General features: G+C 70.3%; 16 protein-coding genes. 5 read left to right on the top strand and 11 right to left on the bottom strand.

Annotation, left to right across the window (positions count from 1 at the left end; genetic code table 11):
• Positions 1-119: 119 nt before the first annotated feature.
• Positions 120-893: a hypothetical protein gene (locus ACFW0G_RS32610; protein ID WP_378329294.1), complete on the bottom strand. Its 774-nt coding sequence runs from the start codon at positions 891-893 to the stop codon at positions 120-122.
• 4 nt (positions 894-897) lie between these two features.
• Positions 898-1,467 (bottom strand): papain-like cysteine protease family protein, encoded by a 570-nt coding sequence (locus tag ACFW0G_RS32605; protein WP_378329295.1) that lies wholly within the window; start codon positions 1,465-1,467, stop codon positions 898-900.
• A 270-nt stretch (positions 1,468-1,737) separates the two neighbouring features.
• Here ACFW0G_RS32605 and ACFW0G_RS32600 point away from each other — a divergent pair, with 270 nt between their 5' ends.
• Positions 1,738-2,799, top strand: coding sequence for an Lrp/AsnC family transcriptional regulator (locus ACFW0G_RS32600; protein WP_378329293.1), 1,062 nt, complete (start codon positions 1,738-1,740; stop codon positions 2,797-2,799).
• Between the two features lie 52 nt (positions 2,800-2,851).
• Here ACFW0G_RS32600 and ACFW0G_RS32595 read toward each other — a convergent pair whose 3' ends face one another.
• Positions 2,852-3,562 carry a TetR/AcrR family transcriptional regulator C-terminal domain-containing protein gene (locus ACFW0G_RS32595; protein WP_378329292.1) on the bottom strand — a complete coding sequence of 237 codons (711 nt, stop codon included), beginning with the start codon at positions 3,560-3,562 and terminating at the stop codon, positions 2,852-2,854.
• 487 nt (positions 3,563-4,049) lie between these two features.
• Here ACFW0G_RS32595 and ACFW0G_RS32590 point away from each other — a divergent pair, with 487 nt between their 5' ends.
• Entirely contained in the window at positions 4,050-4,751 is a 702-nt protein-coding gene (locus tag ACFW0G_RS32590) for an LmbU family transcriptional regulator (RefSeq protein WP_378329291.1), read from the top strand.
• A gap of 215 nt (positions 4,752-4,966) precedes the next feature.
• Positions 4,967-5,629, top strand: a complete 663-nt coding sequence (locus ACFW0G_RS32585) for a hypothetical protein (protein WP_378329290.1) — start codon at positions 4,967-4,969, stop codon at positions 5,627-5,629.
• A gap of 17 nt (positions 5,630-5,646) precedes the next feature.
• Here the strand turns inward: ACFW0G_RS32585 and ACFW0G_RS32580 are convergent, their stop codons facing one another.
• From ACFW0G_RS32580 to ACFW0G_RS32565, 4 genes are all read right to left on the bottom strand, one after another.
• A complete protein-coding gene (locus tag ACFW0G_RS32580; RefSeq protein ID WP_378329289.1) occupies positions 5,647-6,960 on the bottom strand; it encodes an ABC1 kinase family protein in 1,314 nt (437 codons plus the stop codon).
• Positions 6,961-7,029: 69 nt separating this feature from the next.
• On the bottom strand, positions 7,030-8,730 hold the full coding sequence (locus ACFW0G_RS32575; protein WP_378329288.1) for a glycoside hydrolase family 43 protein: 1,701 nt from the start codon (positions 8,728-8,730) through the stop codon (positions 7,030-7,032).
• Between the two features lie 38 nt (positions 8,731-8,768).
• A complete protein-coding gene (locus ACFW0G_RS32570) occupies positions 8,769-8,918 on the bottom strand; it encodes a hypothetical protein (protein WP_378329287.1) in 150 nt (49 codons plus the stop codon).
• Between the two features lie 11 nt (positions 8,919-8,929).
• Positions 8,930-9,433: a DUF6130 family protein gene (locus ACFW0G_RS32565; RefSeq protein WP_378329286.1), complete on the bottom strand. Its 504-nt coding sequence runs from the start codon at positions 9,431-9,433 to the stop codon at positions 8,930-8,932.
• Positions 9,434-9,540: 107 nt separating this feature from the next.
• Here ACFW0G_RS32565 and ACFW0G_RS32560 point away from each other — a divergent pair, with 107 nt between their 5' ends.
• Both ACFW0G_RS32560 and ACFW0G_RS32555 read left to right on the top strand, forming a co-directional pair.
• Complete coding sequence (locus ACFW0G_RS32560; RefSeq protein ID WP_378329285.1) at positions 9,541-12,249, top strand: ATP-binding protein; 2,709 nt, start codon at positions 9,541-9,543, stop codon at positions 12,247-12,249.
• Positions 12,250-12,342: 93 nt separating this feature from the next.
• Positions 12,343-13,371, top strand: coding sequence for an alpha/beta fold hydrolase (locus ACFW0G_RS32555; protein ID WP_378329284.1), 1,029 nt, complete (start codon positions 12,343-12,345; stop codon positions 13,369-13,371).
• 193 nt (positions 13,372-13,564) lie between these two features.
• Here ACFW0G_RS32555 and abc-f read toward each other — a convergent pair whose 3' ends face one another.
• The 4 genes from abc-f to ACFW0G_RS32535 all read right to left on the bottom strand — a co-directional run bounded on the left by abc-f (position 13,565) and on the right by ACFW0G_RS32535 (position 18,479).
• Positions 13,565-15,202 (bottom strand): ribosomal protection-like ABC-F family protein, encoded by a 1,638-nt coding sequence (gene abc-f / locus ACFW0G_RS32550; protein WP_378329283.1) that lies wholly within the window; start codon positions 15,200-15,202, stop codon positions 13,565-13,567.
• Between the two features lie 243 nt (positions 15,203-15,445).
• Positions 15,446-16,267, bottom strand: coding sequence for a carbohydrate ABC transporter permease (locus tag ACFW0G_RS32545; RefSeq protein ID WP_378329282.1), 822 nt, complete (start codon positions 16,265-16,267; stop codon positions 15,446-15,448).
• The gene (locus ACFW0G_RS32540; protein ID WP_378329281.1) at positions 16,267-17,214 is read right to left on the bottom strand and encodes a carbohydrate ABC transporter permease; all 948 of its coding nucleotides are present in this window, start codon (positions 17,212-17,214) and stop codon (positions 16,267-16,269) included. The genes ACFW0G_RS32545 and ACFW0G_RS32540 overlap by 1 nt, the downstream gene beginning before the upstream one ends.
• Positions 17,211-18,479, bottom strand: coding sequence for an extracellular solute-binding protein (locus ACFW0G_RS32535; RefSeq protein WP_378329280.1), 1,269 nt, complete (start codon positions 18,477-18,479; stop codon positions 17,211-17,213). Before ACFW0G_RS32535 ends, ACFW0G_RS32540 begins: the two co-directional genes overlap by 4 nt.
• Between the last annotated feature and the right edge of the window lie 2 nt (positions 18,480-18,481).

Below are 18,481 nucleotides of genomic sequence, written 5' to 3'. Positions count from 1 at the left end.
CGCGCGCTGCGCTGGGCGGCGCGGCCCCGGGCGACTATCGCCCCCATCTCAACGCGCTCCCAAAAAACCCCCCGCGGGGTGTCCCGGCGCGCGGCCACACCGCGCGTCGCTGCTTTATTTCACTGCCTGCGCAGGCGCACCGCGTAGGCGCCGGCGGCGACGAGCGCCAGCGCACCGGCCCCGAGCAGGATCGGGACGAGCAGGTCGCGCGGTTCGTTCGGCCGGGCGGTCGCGGACGCGGGGGTGTAGCCACCCCCGGCGCCTTCGCGGTCGTAGGCCGAACCCGGCAGCTTGTCGGCGTAGCGGTCACGCAACGCCGTGCGGAAGGCGTCGACGCTCATGGTCGCGCCCTTCGCCGTGCCGGTGACCGAGCCGTCGAGCACCCGCACCGTGCCGCCTTCGACCGCGTACCAGGCGTTCACCTGCGGTTCGTGCAGCAGGTAGCCCTTGCCCGCCTCGGCCGCGAGCCGCTGTTCGACGTCGCCCGAGGCGACGTTGAAGACCGACCAGTCACGGCCCTCGCGCTGGGCCTGCACGGTGGCCGTCGCGCCGTCCCCGGTCCTGGCGGGCACGGCGACGTAGGCGAGTTCGGCAGGTACCGCGGACTTCCCGGTGACGAACTCCGCGGACGGCTCGTAGACCGCGACGGGCTTGGCCGGGTCGGCCATCGCGTTGCGGGCCGCGGTTTCCGCGGCGACTCTGGTGCCGTCAGGGAAGACCGTGGTGGCGAGCCGGTTCGCGGTGTCCTTTCCGGACACGAGGGTGCCGATCGCGGCGAGGTCGGCCGCATTCGGCTGCCCGGCGGGGGATTCCGCGGCGGAAGCGCTTCCCGCACCGAGCACGACGAGCAGCCCGGCACCGGCGATGATCGCCGCACGCAAAAGGTTCCTCATCGTCTCAGCCCTCGATCCCGTACACGGTGTGGGTCCACCGGAATTGGTTGTTCGATTTGTAGGAGCTGTAGTTCATCGAGTTGTAGCGGCTGTTGTTCGGCCACGGGTCGCCGTATTCGACCTTGGTCGCGCCATTGGTGTCGTCGTAGCCGTAGAGCACGTGCATGTGCCCGCCGCCCGAGGTCCAGCCGATCCGTGTGCCGATGGGGTGCTTGGCGTCGATCTGGTTCTTGATGGCGGCGAAGGAAAGGATCTGGCCGTTCGAGTTGTACGTGCCCACGTTCCGGAAACCGAGGTACCGGAAAACGCGCTGCTGGTCGCTGAGATAACCCTGGTTGTTCCGGCAGTCGCTGCCCGACTCGTTGTGCGCGATCTGGCAGAACCGGGTCTGGGTCAGCTTGTGACCCCAGAAGGCGGCGATGGTGTTGCCGCTGGCGTCCCAGCACCACTGGTCCTTTTCCTGCGCCTGCATCGTGATGCGCAGGTCGGTACGGGCGGCCGGCGCCGCGGTACCGGATGCCGGCGACGCGAGCAGGGCGACGACGGACGCGCACGCCGTCGCGAGCCCGCGCAGGGCGAGACTCTTCGTCCTCACGAGGCACACTCCTTTGTCCTTTGTGGACACCCGAGGGTGCTGAGCCCGAAGGGGGTGTCCGAATCGGCGGGGATGGAAGAGGAAGAACTGGACAAAGTTTTCGCGGCGGCCTACGGGGCCGGTACCTACTAACGGATGGTTTCCGGTCCGGGGTGGACACGGCGGCGGATCACGGCGTCCGGCCTGTCGCTGTGGTGGATTCCGGCGGGATGGTTGGCAATCCGTGACGAGTGGGTCACAATGCGCTCCATGTCGCGGCAGGTCGCCCCTACGCCGGATTCCGGCCCTTCCCGGAAAGCGCTGCCGGAAAGCGCCCTGCTGACCGAACTCGACCTCGCGCTCGTCGAGGCGCTGCAGGTGGATCCGCGGGCACCGTGGACCCGGATCGGCACCGCGATCGGTGTCGACGCGACGACCGCGGCGCGCCGCTGGGAGCGGCTCACCTCGGCGGGGCTCGCCTGGCTGACCGCGTACGTCACGGTCCCGACGCTGACCGTCGGGTACCTCGACATCGCGTGCCGCCCGGAAGCGCTTACGCCGCTGACCGAGCGGCTGTGCGGCTGGCAGTGCGTGTTCAACCTCGAACGGACGACCGGGCGCTACCAGCTGTTCCTCGGCGTGTCCGCGCACGGGCTCGCCGGGCTGGACCGGCTGATCGCGCGGCGGGTGGCCGAGCTCGACGGCGTGACCGGGGTGCGTCTCGCCGTCGCCACCCGCGTCTACCGGGAGGGAAGCGGCTGGCTGGTCCACACGCTCACGCCCCAGCAACGGGCGGTACTCGACGACACCGCCGAGCGCGCGCGGCTGGTGGTCCCGGCACGGTGGAACGACACGGATTTCGAGGCGCTGGTGCACGCGCTCGGCGCGGACGGGCGCCGGAGTTTCGCCGAGCTGGCACGGGATTGCGGGATGAGCGAGTCCGCGGTCCGCCGCAGGCTCGCCAGGATGCTCGTCGACCACGAACTGGACTTCCGCTGCGATCTCGCCCACGGCGTCGCGGGCTGGCCGGTCATCGGCGGGTACCGGCTCGACGTGCCGGGTGATCGGCTGGACGAGGTGGGCCGGGTCGTCGCCGCGCTCCCGGAGACGCGGCTGTGCGCGGCGGTGGCGGGCGAGCACAACCTGGTGTTGTCGACCTGGTTCCGTTCGCCGTCGGGCTGCCTGGACTTCGAGGCGACGCTGGCCGCGCGCCTGCCCGGCGTGCGGATCGCCGAACGGAGCATCACCACGAAGATGCCGAAGCGGATGGGCAGGCTGCTCGACGCGAACGGCGTCGCGCGGGGACAGGTGCCGATGACTCCCGCGCCGTGAATCGGCCGTCCCGGTGGCGGGACACCGATGCGCACCGCCGATGCTCCGTCCTTTATGGACTGCCGGGTTCGGCCGCGAGGCCCTCCGGCGCCGGGGTGAGCCGGGCTTCGAGGCCGTCGAGGACCGTGCTCAGGCCGAACTCGAACGACCTGTCCCGTGCGCTGTCCCGGTCCGCCCGTGCCGCGGCCTCGTAGCGTTCCCGCACCCGGGGGAACGGGGCGGCCGCCGCCCGCTGCCTGTCGATCAGCTCGTTGAGGTACTGCTCCTCGTCGACCCCGGCCTGCCGCAGCTTCTCCCGCAGGTGCGTCGTCGTCGCCTCGCCCAGCGCCGTGCCGTACACGAAGGCGAACAGGGCGTTCGTGGCCCAGTCCAGGTGGGCGTCGGCGAACCCGGCTGTCTGGAAGACGGTGAAGGCGTGCTCGGCGTGGCGCGCGGTCATCGGGCCGAAGGCCGGACGGGCGGCGATGACCTGCGGGAGCCACGGATGCCGCAGGATCGTCGCGCGCAGGCCGCGCGCCATCGTGCTCGCCGCGGGCCGCCAGCCCACCCGGGCGGGATCGGGCAGCTCGATCTCGCCGAACGCCGCGTCGGCGGCGAGGGTGGTCAGCTCGTCCTTGCTCCGGACGTACCAGTAGATCGAGGTGGCGCCGGAGCCGATCCGGCCCGCGAGCCGCCGCATGCTCAGCCCGTCCACACCGTCGGCGTCGAGCAGCTCGATCGCGACCCGGACGATCTGCTCGCGGTTCAGCGGGTCGGAGGTCATGCCGGGATCATAGGTCGGCTCCGAGACATGAGGGTGTTTCGGTTTCGAATCGGCCAGGGTTCCCGGGTTGTTCGCCGCCGCACACAAGTGCCACCGGATACCGGGGACACCCCTACCCGGAAACCCCAGTCGCCCCCTAACAGATGCTTTCCCGATGGGCAAGGGTTCGCTGGGGATCTAGCATTGTCCTCGCGGCGGCGGGAACGCTTCTTCGCTGGTCAGCGGAGTCGCTGTGACCTGCGGGCATGGGGGAGGCGGAAGATCCACCGTGCTGGGAGAACTACCCGTTCGGAGGTTCCTCGGTTAGTTGACGGTTTGGAACAGTGTGCGAGAACGAACGGGACGGGTTCGTGGACAACGGGGGATTGCGAGCGAAGCGTATTCGCCGTGGCCATGAGTTCGGCCGGTGAAGAAACGGTTCTGGGTGGTCGTGCACGGCCGCGGTGTGGCCGGGCACGGGCCGAATCATGTTCGACTGGGGGCTTCAATGAGCGTGACCGACAACGTCCCGGGCCCGGAAACGGCCGGGGCCTTGGAACGGCGGCTGCCCGCGGAGGTGCCGCCGGGCCGGGACGACGACCAGGTGCTGATGACCGGGGTCGGCCTGAGCATTCCGGCCGATCTGAGCTTCGAGGGCTGGGAGCGGGCGGGACGGCAGCTTTCCGGCATCGTCGACTCGTCTTCGTGGTGGCTCGGCGACTGGCTCGTCTACGGCAAGAAGCGCTACACCGACCGGTACCGCCGCGCCATCCGCGCGGCGGGGCTGCAGTATCAGACGCTGCGCAACTACGCCTGGGTGGCGCGCCGGTTCGACCTGGACAGGCGGCGTGCCGGGCTGAGCTTCCAGCACCACGCCGAGGTCGCCTCGCTGCCGGCCGAGGAGCAGGACTTCTGGCTCGACAGGGCCGAAGAGGCGATGTGGACGACCAAGCAGCTGCGGAGCCGTATCCGCGACGAGCGCCTCGAGAGCAGTGGTGAACGGAAGCAGCAGTCCGCCTCGGTGATCCCGCGCATCGAGGTCCCCGACAACCGGCTCGTGTGGTGGCGCCGGGCGGCGGACCTGTCCGGGGTCGAATTCGACAACTGGGTCATGGCGATGCTGGACCGCGCCGCGGAACAGGTGCTCAGCGACGAGGTCAGCGCCGAGACATGGCGTTTTCCGGCGGTGGTGGCGAATCGGCTGACGTGAGGGCAGGGCCCGGACGGCGCCGCCCGCGGTGAGAATTCGCCTGTGCCTGCGGCCCCGGCCATTCCGGTGCGGCTTTCGGCGGATTTCCCGGCGAATTCCTTGACAGTTCGGCGAAGGCCGCCGTGTCCGGCACCGGAAAAGGTCGCGCGTACGGAGCTTTCGATGGTCGCGTCCGTGAGTAGATTTGACGGGGTAGCCATCGAAACGGAGTGGGTATGGACGGGCTCCTTCGTCATGAAGCACGGCTCGCACATCACCAGCGGATCCTCATCGTGCACGACCTGCCCGCCTATCGCCTCGGCCTGGTGTTCGGCCTCAAGGAAGCGGGTTTCGACGTGCACGACGCGGATTCGACCGGTCCGCTCGGCGATTCTTCCTGGCAAGCCTGTTTCCTGCCCGCCTCGGCCGACGACGTGGCCGTACTGACCCGCACGAAGGAACGCTGGCCAGGGCTGCCGATCATCTCCCTGCTGAACGAGCCGACGGTGGCGGGTCACCGCGCAGCGCTGCGGGCGGGGGCGGACGGGCTGGTCGCCCACGACGCGGACATCACCGAGATCGTCGGTGTGCTGCGCGCTGCGCTGCGCGGCGCCACCTGCCTGCCGAGCCGGATCGCCCGCGCACTGGCCGAGCCCGAGGTCGCCGTGCCCGAGGGGCTGGGACTCGATCCGCAGGCGATCGGCTGGCTCGGCGCGCTTTCGCGGGGCGCGTCGGTGGCCGACATCGCCCGCGCCGCGGACTATTCGGAGCGGCAGATGTACCGGCTGATCCAGGACACCTACCGGAAGATCGGGGCGCGGAACCGGAGCGAGGCGATCGTCATCGCGACGCGCTGGGGCGTCATCGGTGCCCCTGCGGCGAAGGGGAGCGGTTGCTGAATTCCGCGCGGGGCGGGTCAGTCGTCGGCGAAACCGTCGAGCCAGTACTCGAAGATCGGCCGCATCGCGACCTCGGCGTCGAGCTGGCACAGGATCGCGGTCGTCCCGCCGGTGGCGCGGACGAGCATGAGATGCCGCGCGGGCAGGTTCAGCGAGCGCCCGGTGTCGAACTCGGGCCGCCGGAGGTCGGTCATCCGGCCCGCCTGCCTGCGCAGCCAGCGGCGGGTGAAGTGGAACGTCTCGCCCTGGACCGGTTCCACCAGCGGCGCGAGGTAGCGCAGCACGTCCGCGGCCTCGATGGTGATCCCGGGCTGGACGAAGTTCTCCTTGCGCAGCAAGGCGAGCAGCTCGTCGGGGCGGCCGTCGACGGCGAGCCGGACGATCCGGCCGAGTGTCCACGGGATGCCGCCGGGCACGCGGCCGACCGCGCCGAAGTCCAGCACGCCGAGGCGCCCGTCGCCGAGCAGCAGGTAGTTCCCGGGGTGCGGGTCCACGTGCAGCCGTTCGACGCGATCGGCCGAGGAGTAGTGGAACTCCGCCAGCAGCGCGGCGAACCGGTCCCGGACCTCCTTGCCGCCCGAGGCGATGACCTCGGCGAGCGGGGTGCCGGTGACCCATTCGCCGACCAGGACCTTCGGCGCGCTGGCGAGTATTCCTGGCACGAAGATCCGCGGATCGTCGCGGAAGGCGGCGGCGAAGGCGCGCTGGTGTCCTGCCTCGGCGTGGTAGTCGAGTTCCTCGGTCATCCGCTCGGTCAGCTCGGCGAGCAACGGCCGGACCGCCATGCCGGGGACCAGTGGCTGGAGCAGCCTGCTGAACCGGCGCAGCTGGTTCAGATCGGCGAGCAGCGCCTCGGCCGCGCCGCGGTACTGGACCTTGACCGCGACTTCGCGCCCGTCGTGCCACACCGCCCGGTGGACCTGCCCGATGCTGGCCGCGGCCGCGGGCCGGTCGTCGAAGTCGCGGAACCGCCGCCGCCAGCTCGAGCCGAGCTGCTCGGTGAGGATCGCGTGGACCGAGCTCGCCGGCATCGGCGGCGCCGCCGACTGAAGTCTCGTCAGCGCTTCGCGGTAGGGCTCGGCGAGTTCGTCCGGCACGGCGGCCTCGAACACGCTGAGCGCCTGCCCGACCTTCATCGCGCCGCCCTTGAGCTGCCCGAGCACCTCGAACAGCTGCTCGGCCGTGCGCTCGGCCAGTTCGGCCTGGACACCTTCGGCGTCGGCGCCGAGGAGCCGCCGTCCCCAGCCGCCGACCATGCGTCCCGCCACCCCGAGCGGGAGGCTCGCGAGCTTGGCGGTGCGACGCGCGCCTCGATGCGGGATGTCGGCCATCGGACGATGGTGACACGGGGTGTGCCTACTTGTCAGTAGGCAGTGGGTGCGGAGGCTGCTGACCAGCTCCTACTCTCGCGGCGCGGGTAGTCCGAACACGGGCACGGTCACCGAGACCGGCTCCGCCGGGCGCCCGCCGGTCGTCTGCGTGACGTCGGTGTGGCCGCCTCCGGTCAGCGCGCGCTGGTACGTCACGGTGAGGAGGGCGAAGCCGCCCGTCGAGGTGACCGTGATCCGGCCGCCGCCGACCCGCGCCGTGCCCGCGGAGGCGGGACGCAGTTCCGCGTGTACGCCGTTGAGCGGATTGGCCAGGTCGAATGCCGCGCCGTCGCGCGCCAGGACCGACACGGTGGTGCTCGCCCGCTGCCCGGCGGGGACGACCAGCAGCGGGTCCGCCGCCCGGATCCGGAACGGCGCGATCCCCGAGGGGAGCGGCCGGTCCTCGGTGGTGCCGTCGATCGCCAGTCCGGCCCGCGCCGGATCGAGCCGCAGCCGTGCCGTGTAGAGCCGTCGATCGTCCACTGTGGATGGACGGCCGTGGTGGACGTAGTAGAGCTCGCGACCGTCCGGCGAAGCCGCGACGCTGCCGTGTCCGGTGGAATACAGGCCCTGCGCCGGATTCTGGGTGAGCACCGGGTTCGCCGGGCTCTTGCGCCACGGCCCGAGCGGGCTGTCGGAAACCGCGTAACCGACGCCGTAGTACTGGTTCTCGTAGTTGTTCGCCGAGTACGTCAGGTAGTAGACGGCCTTCCGGTTCCGGCCGGTCCCGGTGTAGGTCTTGATCGTGGTCGAGCCCTCGGCCCATCGACGGTCCTTTTTGGACCCGCCGGACTTCGCGTAGTCGTCGACGTGCGCGTTCTCCCAGTGCTGTTTGTCCGCCGCGTACGAAAGGATCGGGGTGAAGCCGTCCTTGCGGGTGCCCGGCGGGTCCGCGGGGGAGCGGTTGGTGTCGCGATAGGACGGACTGATCGCGGGCATGGTGGTGCCGCTCGGATCGTCCCACCAGCCGCGGGTCAGCTCGACCGCGTAGATGTTCGACTCCTCGACGTATTTGCCGAGATCGGTGTCCCAGACCCAGTTCCGGTACGCGTTGCGGGAGAAATAGAGATAGATCCGGCCGTCGTCGTCGAAGAACACGTCCGGGTCGATGAACGGGATATAGGTGCCGAGCGGCGCTGTCCGGCCTTCTTCGAGAGTGGCGGGCGGTTTCTTCTGCGTCGCGTCCATGATCAGGTTCACGTCGTGATACGCCGGGTCGAACGGGAAATAGTCGATCGGCCGCGCGGCGATGTTCGTGAAAGGACCGCCCGGTGAGCGGGAAACCGCCACCCCGATCTTCGACGGCTCCTCGAAATCGGCGTACTTGAAGTGCTCCGCGACGTGCGTGTTCATCCGGCCCGCGTAGAAAAGGTAGTACAGCCCGGTTTTCTCGTTGTGGTAGACCTCCGGCGCCCAGTACCAGTCGTGTGCCCAGTTGCCGGGATCGTCGGCGCGCAGGGCTCCGCCGGGCAGGTGTTCCCAGGTGGCCAGGTCCGGCGAGCGGTAGACGCCGAAGTGGTAACCGGGGTCCGCGCCCTCGGTCGAGTAGGCGTAGTAGTAGCCGGTCGCCAGGTCGTAGCGGACGTACGGGTCGGCTCCCGGTGTCTTCGCGTCGTTGAAGAACGTGGCGTTCGTGCGCGTCGTCCCGCCGGGCGCGGCCGACACCGGCGGCGTCCCGGCGAGCAGTGCCACGAGCACGGACAGCACGAGCAGGAACCGCCGTCTGGTCATCACGCCTCCCCGCGAACCGGCTGGATGGCTATCCGACGTTAGCCCCTCATGTCTTCATCGGGAAACCATTCCGGTGTGCGCATCGCCGGTCCGGCGAGCCAGGTGATCGTCGCCTGGGCCATCGTGGCGCCCAGCTCGCCCGCGAGGACCGCCAACGGTGCGAGCAGCTGCCACTCCGGTCTCGGCACAGTGCGGGCGCTCAATGGTGACCGGCCTGTGCGGGGATGACGAATTCCACGGTCTTGCTGTCCATGACCTTGTGCGTCGGATCGGCCAGCCCGACCCAGACCTTGTGGGGGCCCGGCGGCAGCGCCTGGATGATGAGGGGCTCGCCGCTGCCGTCCGCCCAGTGCCACGGCGCGTCGTCGACCGTGACGTGGATGTGGCCGATCCGCGGCGAGACGTCGAGCGCGCCGGGTCCGTAGACCGGCACGATCCGCAGGTTCTCCGCGCGGTAGCGGAGCACGACCAGGCCCATGGCCAGCTGGTCGGGCAGTGGCGCGTCGACGACCAGCGACGGAGGCGGTTGCGTGGGCAGCGGAACGACCGGCGCGGGTGACCAGCCACTCGCGGCGACCGGGGCCGGTGTGGCGGCAACCGGGGATGACGGCGCTGGTGGGGGCGTACTCGCCGAGCAGGCGGCGGTGAGCGCGGCGATGACCGCGACGGCGGCTACGCGCACTGTCCTGTGGTGGTTTGACACGCGGCCAAGGTAAGTCCGTGATGAAGGCCTCGGCGCCCGTCGGATGACGCCGACGTTGTACGTCATGGTGGGTATCGTCGTGATCAGTACGCACAAGAGGGGGCACGATGCCGCTGTTCGGACGGGACGCCGAGCTGAAGATGCTGGCCGAGTTCGTCGGCGGACCGGCCGAACACGCCGGCGTCCTCCTGCACGGGGAGGCGGGGAGCGGGAAGTCCGCGCTCGTGGCCGAAGCGGTTTCCGCGGCGTCGGTGGCGGGCCTGCGCGTGCTGACGGCGACCGGCGCGGAGGCCGAGCGGAACCTGGCCTACGCCGGGCTGCACCAGCTGCTGTACCCGCTCCGGGCCGGGCTGGACGCGCTCCCGGCGCCGCAACGAGACGCGTTGCGGGCAGCGCTCGGCCTCGCCGGGGGTGACGAACCCAGTGCGTACCTCGTCGGCCTGGCGGCACTGACCCTGCTGGCCGACGCGGCCGCCGACCGCCCGCTGCTGGTTGTCGCCGAGGACGTGCACTGGCTCGATAGCGCGAGCGCGGACGTCCTGGCGTTCGTCGCCCGCCGGATCGACTCCGAGCCGATCATCCTGATCGCGACCCTGCGGGACCAGGAGCCCTCCCCACTACGGGACGCCGGGCTGACGCCGATGCCTGTCGACCGGCTCCCGGACGAGGCCGCCGCCGAGATCTTGGACACGGTCGCCCCCGGCCTCGCTTCGACGGTCCGGGCGCGCGTGCTCGAAGTGGCGGCGGGCAATCCGTTGGCGCTGACCGAACTGCCGTCGGCGGAGTTCGACGGGGCCGATCCGGTGCTGCCGTTGAGTGATCGTCTTGAGCGTGCCTTCACCGCGCGGGTCGCGGACCTGACGGCGCCCGCTCGGACCGCGCTGCTGGTCGCGGCACTCAACCCCAGTGATTCCCTCGCCGAAACCCTCGCGGCCACCGGCCGGATCCTCGGCTCGTCGCCCGAGCCGGAGATCCTGGCCCCGGCCGCCGCGGCCGGGCTGGTCGAGCTGGGGTCCGGCACGGTGACCTTCCGGCATCCCCTGATGCGCTCGGCCATTCCCGCGGCCGCCGACCTCGCCGAGCGACGGCGGGCTCACCTGGCGCTCGCCGAAACCCTGGCAGGGCACCAGGATCGGCAGGCGTGGCACCGGGCCGCCGCGACGACCGGAGCCGACGAGACCGTGGCGGAGGAGCTGGAACGCACCGCCGACAGGGCACACCACCGGGGCGGCGCGGCGGCGGCGATCGCCGCGCTGGAACAGGCCGCGCGGTTGAGCGAAGCGCCGGACGCGCGGGCGAGCCGCTTGCTGCGTGCCGCCGAGCTGGCGGTCGACTCCGGAAGCCGGGGCACCGCCGAGCGACTGGTGCGCGACGCGCGGACGGCGGAGCTTTCGCCGCGGCAGCGGGCCACCGCGAGCTGGCTGCTCAGCGGATTCGAGGACGGCGTCCGCGAAGACGTCTCGCGGGTGTCGGAACTGGCGGAGCTGGCCGGGTCGGTCGCCGCGGAGGGGCAGCACGACGCCGCGGGGCGGATCCTGTGGGGCGCCGCGATGCGCTGCTTCTGGGCCGAACCCGGGGCGGACACCCGGCGTTCGCTGCTGGCGATCGCGGACCGCGTCCTCGTCCGGAAGGACGATCCGCGCGCGATCGCCGTCGCCGCCTACGTCGCGCCGTTCGAGCGCGGCGACGTCGTACTGGCGGGATTGCGCGAGCTCGCCGGGGCACCCGGTGACGATCCGGAACGCGACCGGTATCTGGGCAGTGCCGCGTTGCAGGTCGGCGCTTTCGACCTGGCGGCGCGGTTTTCGGAGACCGCGGCGCCCGGTCTGCGAGCACAGGGACGGCTCGGCCTGCTGGCCAGGGCGCTGGCCGTCCAGGCGTGGAGCCGGACCCGGCTCGGCGACCTGGCCACCGCCGTACCGGTCGCGGCGGAGGCCGCCCGGTTCGCCGGGGAGACCGGGCAGCCGTTCATGTACGGGTTTGCCACGGCCGTCCAGGCAGAGATCGCCGCGCTCAGGGGCGACCACAAACAGGCGAAGACGCTGGCGGACGAGGCGGAACGGGCCGGGCTCGTCGCGGGCGCCCGGCCGGTCCTGGCCACCGTCCAGCTCGCGCGTGGGCTCTCGGCGCTGGGCGAGGGCCGCTTCGACGACGCGTTCGCCGACCTGAGCCGGATCCTCGATCCGGCGGATCCCGCCTACCAGTTGGCCTTGCGCGCGTACTTCGTCGCGGAACTCACCGAGGCCGCTGTACGAGCCGGACGGACCGACGCTCTGCGAGACATCCTGCGCGATCTCGAGCCCTTGGCGGCGTCGACGTCGTCACCGGCTTTGCACATCGGGCTGCGTTACGCGCGTGCCGTGCTCGCCTCGGGTGACGATGTCGAGGAGCTGTTCCTGACCGCGTTGCGGGCGGACCTGCACGGGTGGCCCGCCGAACGCGGGCGCGTGCACCTGGCCTTCGGCGAGTGGCTGCGGCGGCAGCGCCGGGTGGTGGAGTCCCGGACACATCTGCGCACGGCACGGGAGACGTTCGACGCGCTCGGCATGACGGCCTGGGCCGAGCGGGCCCGGCGGGAACTGCGCAGCGCGGGGGAGTCCAGCCCGAACCGGGGACCGGACGCGCGGGAGAAGCTGACTCCGCACGAGCTGAGCATCGCGCAGCTCGCCGCCGAGGGGCTGACGAACCGGGAGATCGGGCAGCGGCTCTACCTCTCGCACCGGACGGTCGGCACGCATCTGCACCGGATCTTCCCCAAGCTCGGCGTCAGCTCGCGCGCGGATCTCGCGACGGCGCTCGCAGCACTCGGGGACTGACTTACCCCGGCTGCGTCATCCGACGGTCGCGAAGGCCCGCGACGGCTGCCTAACGTCGCCGTCGTACCCGAAGGCTTTCGCACAGGAGTCCAGATGATCAGCAGGCGACGGTTCACGCAGGTGTTCGCGGCGGGGGTGGCGGCGACGTCGCTGGCCGCGTGCTCGTCGAACGCTCCGGCCGCTGCTCCGCCCGCCGCGCCGGATCTTCGTGCCGGGTCGGGTGAGCACACCGCGCTCGGCCCGATCAAGCGGATCGACGCCGGGGACGTCACCATGGCCTACGCCGAGTTCGGCCCGGCCACCGGGCAGCCGGTGCTCCTGCTGCACGGCTGGCCCTACGACGGGCACAGCTACGTCGACGTTGCGCCGCTGCTGGCTGCGGAAGGGTACCGGGTGCTCGTCCCGTTCCTTCGCGGGTACGGTGCGACGACGTTCCGGTCCGCACAGACCGTCCGCAATGGACAGCAGTCGGCGGTGGCCGCCGACGTCGTCGCGTTCATGGACGCGCTCAAGATCGACAAGGCGATTCTCGGCGGATTCGACTGGGGTGCGCGGACGGCCGACGTCATCGCGGTGCTGTGGCCGCAGCGGTGCAAGGCGATCGTCGCGGTGAGCGGGTACATCATCACGAACCTCGAAGCGACCCAGCGGCCGCTCGCCCCGGCGGCGGAGCTGGGCTGGTGGTACCAGTACTACTTCGCGACCGAACGCGGGCGCGCGGGCTACCGGGCGAACCGGCACGACTTCAACAAGCTGATCTGGAAGAACGCTTCCCCGTTGTGGACGTTCGACGACGCCACCTACGACCGCAGCGCGGCGGCCTTCGACAACCCCGACCACGTCGAGATCGTCGTCCACAACTACCGCTGGCGGTTGAGCCTCGCGCCCGGCGAGCCGCGATTCGACGAGTACGAACGGAAACTCGCCACCGCGCCGCCGATTTCCGTGCCGTCGATCACGATCGGCAGCGACTTCGACGGCGCGGCGAAGGACGGGAAGTCCTATCGGGACAAATACGTCGGCAAGTACGCCCACCGGATCCTCGACGGGATCGGGCACAACGTGCCGCAGGAGGCGCCGCGGCCCTTCGCCAAGGCGATCATCGACGCCGATCGTCTCTGAGTCCGGTTCTCGGTCCGTGAATGGCGTCCCTGGGTGCGCCGCCCGACGTCGCGAACGCTCCGTTGCCGACGATGAACGTCCCGAACGGAGCGTTCGCGACACCCAAGCACGCAGCACCAGCCACCCACCGGCCCCCGGAGCCGAAGGCCTTCACGGTGCTCAGCGCGGGTAAGGAGTCCTTCACGGACGAGCGTCAGCGCAGTAAGTCTATTGTGGACTCACGTAGGTTGCCGTCGTCGAGCCGGAGCCAGCGGTCGATCCGGATCTCGGCGAGGAAGCGTTCGTCGTGGCTGACGACGACGAACGCGCCCTGGAAGGCGTTGAGCGCGCTTTCCAGCTGTCCGGTGCTGACCAGGTCGAGGTTGTTCGTGGGCTCGTCGAGGAGCAGCAGCTGGGGCGCCGGTTCGGCGAACAGGACGCAGGCCAGCGTGGCGCGCAGCCGCTCCCCGCCGGAAAGGACGCGGACCGGCAGGTGCGCCCGCGCGCCGCGGAACAGGAAGCGCGCCAACAGGTTCATCCGGTCCGACGGCGGCATCGCGGGCGCGGCGGCCTCGAGGTTCTCCGCGACGGTGCGCTCGCCGTCGAGCAGGTCGAGGCGCTGGGACAGGTAGGCGATCCGGCCGTCGGCGCGTTTGACGTCGCCGCCGTCGGGCTGGAGTTCGCCTTGGACGAGCCGCAGCAGGGTGGACTTCCCGGCGCCGTTGGGGCCGGTCAGCGCGATCCGTTCGGGGCCGCGGATAGCCAGGTCCGCGCCTTCGCCCGCGAACAATGTGCGTTCGCCGTAACTCATCCGGAGGCGTTCGCCGAGGAACAGCGTCCGCCCGGCGGGGACCGCGGTCTTCGGCAGTTCCAGGCTGATCTTCTGTTCGCTCCGCAGCGCCCGCTCGGCCTGGTCGAGTTTGGTCTTGGCCGCGCTGACCCTGGCCGCGTGTGTCCCGTCCGCCTTCGCCGCGGACTCCTGTGCGTTGCGTTTCATGGTGCCGGCGAAGATCTTCGGCAGTCCCGCGTTGCCGAGGTTCCGTTGTGCGTTGCTCGCGCGGCGCGCGGCCCGCTCCCGTGCCTGCTGCATCTCGCGCTTCTCGCGCTTGACCTCCTGCTCGGCGTTGCGGATGTTCTTCTCGGCAACCTCGCGCGCGGCCTGCACCGCCAGTTCGTATTCGGTGAAGTTCCCGCCGTGGAACCGGACTTCCCCGCTTTCCAGCTCGGCGATGCGGTCCATCCGGTCGAGCAGCGCGCGGTCGTGACTGACCACCAGGAGACAGCCGTTCCAGTCGTCGAGCACGCCGTAAAGCTTCTGGCGCGCGTGGAGATCGAGGTTGTTGGTGGGTTCGTCGAGCAGCAGCACGTCGGGCCGCTTGAGCAACTGCGCCGCGAGGCCGAGGGAGACGACCTGGCCGCCACTGAGGGTGCCCAGCCGCCGGTCGAGTTCGACCTCGCCGAGACCGAGCCGGTCCAGCTGGGCACGGGTGCGTTCCTCGATGTCCCAGTCGGTGCCGATGGTGGTGAAATGCGCCTCGTCGACGTCGCCGGACTCGACGGCCTCCAGCGCCCGCAGGATCTCGGCGACTCCGAGGATTTCGGCGACGGTCGGTTCGCCGGTCAGGGGCAGATCCTGCGGCAGGTACCCGAGCAGTCCGTCGACGGTGACACTGCCCGCTGACGGCCGCAGCTCGCCGGCCAGCAGCTTGAGCAGGGTCGTCTTCCCGGCGCCGTTCGGGGCGACGAAGCCGGTGCGGCCACTGGGGACGGTGAAGGAAAGCTGGTCGAAGACGGGGGTGTCGTCAGGCCAGGAAAAGGACAGGCCGGACACGACGATGCAGGTATCGGACATGGAAAAAGAGACCTCGCGATGTGGCGTGGACAGAACAGTGCCCACGCAGGGGAGAAGGGGACGACGAAGCGGCCGCCACGGCGCTGCCGGGGGCCTGCTACCTCCGGGGCTCACCCGGAGATGTCGTCTTCACCTGCCACGTCGAGTTCTCCTCAGAACGATCTCCCTTCCGACCATAGCAGCCGCTCCCGTTCCGCGCGCTGAAGGGGACTTTCCTCGCGTCCGCCGAGACGAAAGTCCCCTTCAGCCACGGACGGCGCCCTTGACGAGGTCGGCGACGAAGTTGCGGGCGCCGAGCACGAACACCACGATCAGCGGCAGCACGGCGACGAGCGTGCCCGCCATCACCATGCTGTAGTCCGTGCTGTGCACGCTGTTCAGCTGGGACAACGCGACCTGCAGGGTGAGATGGCCGGGATCGACGAGCACCACCAGCGGCCACAGGTAGTCGTTCCACGCGGTGATGAACGTGAAGATCCCGAGGAACGCCAGCGCGGGACGCAGCACCGGCAGCGCGACATGCCAGTACAGCCGGAAGAACCCGCAGCCGTCGAGCCGCCCGGCATCGAGCAGTTCCTCCGGCACCGCGCCCTCGATGTACTGGCGCATCCAGAAGATCCCGAACGCGTTGGCCGCGGCGGGCACGATCAGCGCGTTCAGCGAGCCCGCCCAGCCGAGCTGCGAGACCACCACGAACTGCGGAATCGCGTTGAGCTGCGCGGGAATCATGAACGTGCCGAGCAGCACGACGAACAGCACGCGCTTGCCGGGGAAGTCGAACTTGGCGAAGGCGAACGCGGCGAGCGAGTCGAAGAACAGCACCAGGACGGTGGTCGCGGTCGCGACGATCACCGTGTTCAGCATCGAGCCGAAGAAGTCGATGTTCCCGAACACCCGCCCGAGGTTCTCGAACAGCCGCGGCCCCAGCGTCAGCTTGGGCGGGAAGCGGAAGGTGTCGCCGGTGGTGTTCGTGGCGAGCACGATCATCCAGTAGAACGGGAAGACCGACACGAGCACGCCGAGGATCAGCACGCCGTGCGCGGCGAGAGTGCGGACGCGGGACATCAGTGCTCCCTCCGTCGCACCAGCCGCCAGTTGATGATCGAGAACAGCACCACGAGCACGAACAGCCCCCAGGCGATCGCGGCGCCGTAGCCGTAGTCGTTGTTGTCGAAGGCCTGCTGGTAGAAGTAGAGGACGATGGTCAGCCCCGCCTGGCCCGGCCCGCCGGAGTCGAGATTTCCGGTGCTGGCCAGCAGGACCTGCGGTTCGGTGAACGTCTGCAGCCCGCCGACGGTGGTCATGATCAGTGAGAACAGGATGATCGGGCGCAGCAGCGGCAGGGTGATCCGGAAGAACGTCGAGACGGACCCCGCGCCGTCCACTTTGGCCGCTTCGTACACGTCGGCGGGAATCCGTTGCAGCCCGGCGAGGAAGATGATCGCGTTGTACCCGGTCCACTGCCACGCGATCATCGCGGCGATCGCGACCTTGATGCCCCAGCCCGTGGTCAGCCATTCCACAGTGGACAGGCCGAGCCCGCGCAGCACGGCGTTCACCAGCCCGAAGTTGCTCCCGAACACCGAGCCGAAGATGATCGCGATGGCCACGATCGACGTCACGTTCGGCACGAAGTAGGCGATCCGGTAGAACCCGCCGAACCGGATCGACGAGTTGAGCGCCACGGCCAGCACGAGCGCGATCGACAGCATCGGCACCGTGGAGAGCACCCAGATCTCGACCGTGTTCAGCACCGAAAGCCAGAACGTGCGGTCGCCGAGCAGGTAACCGAACTGCCGTAACCCGACGAAGTCCATCGCGCCGATCCCGTCCCAGCGGTGGAACGCCAGGTACAGCGTGAACAACACCGGGAACAGCCCGAACACGGCGAAGAGCAGATAGAACGGCGAGATCGCCAGGTACTGCGGCAGGAACTTCCGGAAGCCGCGCCGCGAACGCCGTCCCGGCGCGGTGACGTCGGCCGCGGCGGGCATGCCGAGCTGCGCCGTCATGTCAACCCCCAGTGCTCGGCGGTGCGATGTGCCCGGTCCAGCGCGTCCCGCCAGGCCACGCGGGGATCCTTGCCCTGACTGTCCACAGCGGACAGTTCGTCGAAGTACGGCTGGGTCAGCGCGTCCTCGTACGGGCTGAGGTAGATCGGCGGCACCGCCCGCGCGGACGCGCTGAACACGTCGACGGCGACCTGGCCGCCGAAGAACTCCTCCGGCAGCCGCAGCCGGGGATCGGCGAACGATTCCGGGGTGGACGGGAACAGCACCTCGTCGCGATAGCCCTGCACCTGGTTGGCCGGATCGAGCAGCCAGGTGATGATCTCGAACGCCAGTTGCGGTTCCCTGCAGTACTGGGTGATGGCGAGGAACGAGCCGCCGAAGTTGCCCGGCCCGTCCGGTGGCGCCGCGACGCGCCACCGGCCGCTCGTGTCCGGGGCCTGCGACCGGATATCGGCCCCGCCCCACGACGCGGCGACGCGGCTGGGCACCAGTCCGTTCGCCAGCGCGCCCGCCGCGTCGTCGGTACCTTCCGGGATCCCGGCGCTGACGCCCATTTCGTGCGCCCGCACCGCGAGATCCCACGCGCGGCGCACGTGCGGCCGGTCGCCGAGGAACCTCCCGGTACGGTCGGCGAGCTGATCGGGCCCTTGGTACAGGGCGAACCGGAAGACGTCGACGATCCCGAGCAGCAGCCGTTTCTCCGGCGAGGTTCTCCGCAGCCGCACGCCCGCCTCGAAGTATTTGTCCCATGTGGACAGTTCACGGGCCACCTCGGCGGGTTCGGTGGGCAGTCCCGCCTCGCCGAACAGATCGGCCCGGTAGAACAGCGCGGTCGGGCCGGTGTCGATGGGGAAGCCGACCATGCGGCCGTCGTCGGCGAAACCCTGCCGCCACTTCCACGGCAGGTACCGGCCGGCGAACCGGTCGGCCCCGAGCGTCCGGAGATCGACGAACTGCTCGGCATGGCGGCAGAACGTCGCGATGTCCTGGCCCTTGAGCGCGGGAATGTCGGGCACGTGCGCCTTACCCGCCATCGTGGTCAGCAGCTTCGCCTTGACGTAGCCGCCGATCTTGACCGGCTTCAGATCGACCCGGGTGAACCGCCGCGCCGCCTCGCCCAGCACCGTGGTGCTCAGCCCGCCGCCCCAGTACCACAACGTCATGTCCCGGCCGGTCGACCCGCCGGGCGCCGCGCACGACGCTGTCCCCGCCAGCAGTGCGCCGCCCAGCCCCGCCTTCAGGAGCCGTCTTCTGGACAGCGGCATCC

This window comes from Amycolatopsis sp. NPDC058986, from assembly GCF_042741125.1.
GTDB lineage: Bacteria > Actinomycetota > Actinomycetes > Mycobacteriales > Pseudonocardiaceae > Amycolatopsis.
This window is presented reverse-complemented; position numbering and strand designations above follow the sequence as displayed.

Bases quoted from the DNA above. Each gene is read 5' to 3' on its own strand.
- ACFW0G_RS32610 (WP_378329294.1), bottom strand. From the start codon at position 893: ATGAGGAACCTTTTGCGTGCGGCGATCATCGCCGGTGCCGGGCTGCTC.
- ACFW0G_RS32590 (WP_378329291.1), top strand. From the start codon at position 4,050: ATGAGCGTGACCGACAACGTCCCGGGCCCGGAAACGGCCGGGGCCTTG.
- ACFW0G_RS32595 (WP_378329292.1), bottom strand. From the start codon at position 3,562: ATGACCTCCGACCCGCTGAACCGCGAGCAGATCGTCCGGGTCGCGATC.
- ACFW0G_RS32560 (WP_378329285.1), top strand. From the start codon at position 9,541: ATGCCGCTGTTCGGACGGGACGCCGAGCTGAAGATGCTGGCCGAGTTC.
- ACFW0G_RS32600 (WP_378329293.1), top strand. From the start codon at position 1,738: ATGTCGCGGCAGGTCGCCCCTACGCCGGATTCCGGCCCTTCCCGGAAA.
- ACFW0G_RS32545 (WP_378329282.1), bottom strand. From the start codon at position 16,267: ATGTCCCGCGTCCGCACTCTCGCCGCGCACGGCGTGCTGATCCTCGGC.
- ACFW0G_RS32535 (WP_378329280.1), bottom strand. From the start codon at position 18,479: ATGCCGCTGTCCAGAAGACGGCTCCTGAAGGCGGGGCTGGGCGGCGCA.
- ACFW0G_RS32575 (WP_378329288.1), bottom strand. From the start codon at position 8,730: ATGACCAGACGGCGGTTCCTGCTCGTGCTGTCCGTGCTCGTGGCACTG.
- ACFW0G_RS32580 (WP_378329289.1), bottom strand. From the start codon at position 6,960: ATGGCCGACATCCCGCATCGAGGCGCGCGTCGCACCGCCAAGCTCGCG.
- ACFW0G_RS32585 (WP_378329290.1), top strand. From the start codon at position 4,967: ATGGACGGGCTCCTTCGTCATGAAGCACGGCTCGCACATCACCAGCGG.
- abc-f (WP_378329283.1), bottom strand. From the start codon at position 15,202: ATGTCCGATACCTGCATCGTCGTGTCCGGCCTGTCCTTTTCCTGGCCT.
- ACFW0G_RS32540 (WP_378329281.1), bottom strand. From the start codon at position 17,214: ATGACGGCGCAGCTCGGCATGCCCGCCGCGGCCGACGTCACCGCGCCG.
- ACFW0G_RS32555 (WP_378329284.1), top strand. From the start codon at position 12,343: ATGATCAGCAGGCGACGGTTCACGCAGGTGTTCGCGGCGGGGGTGGCG.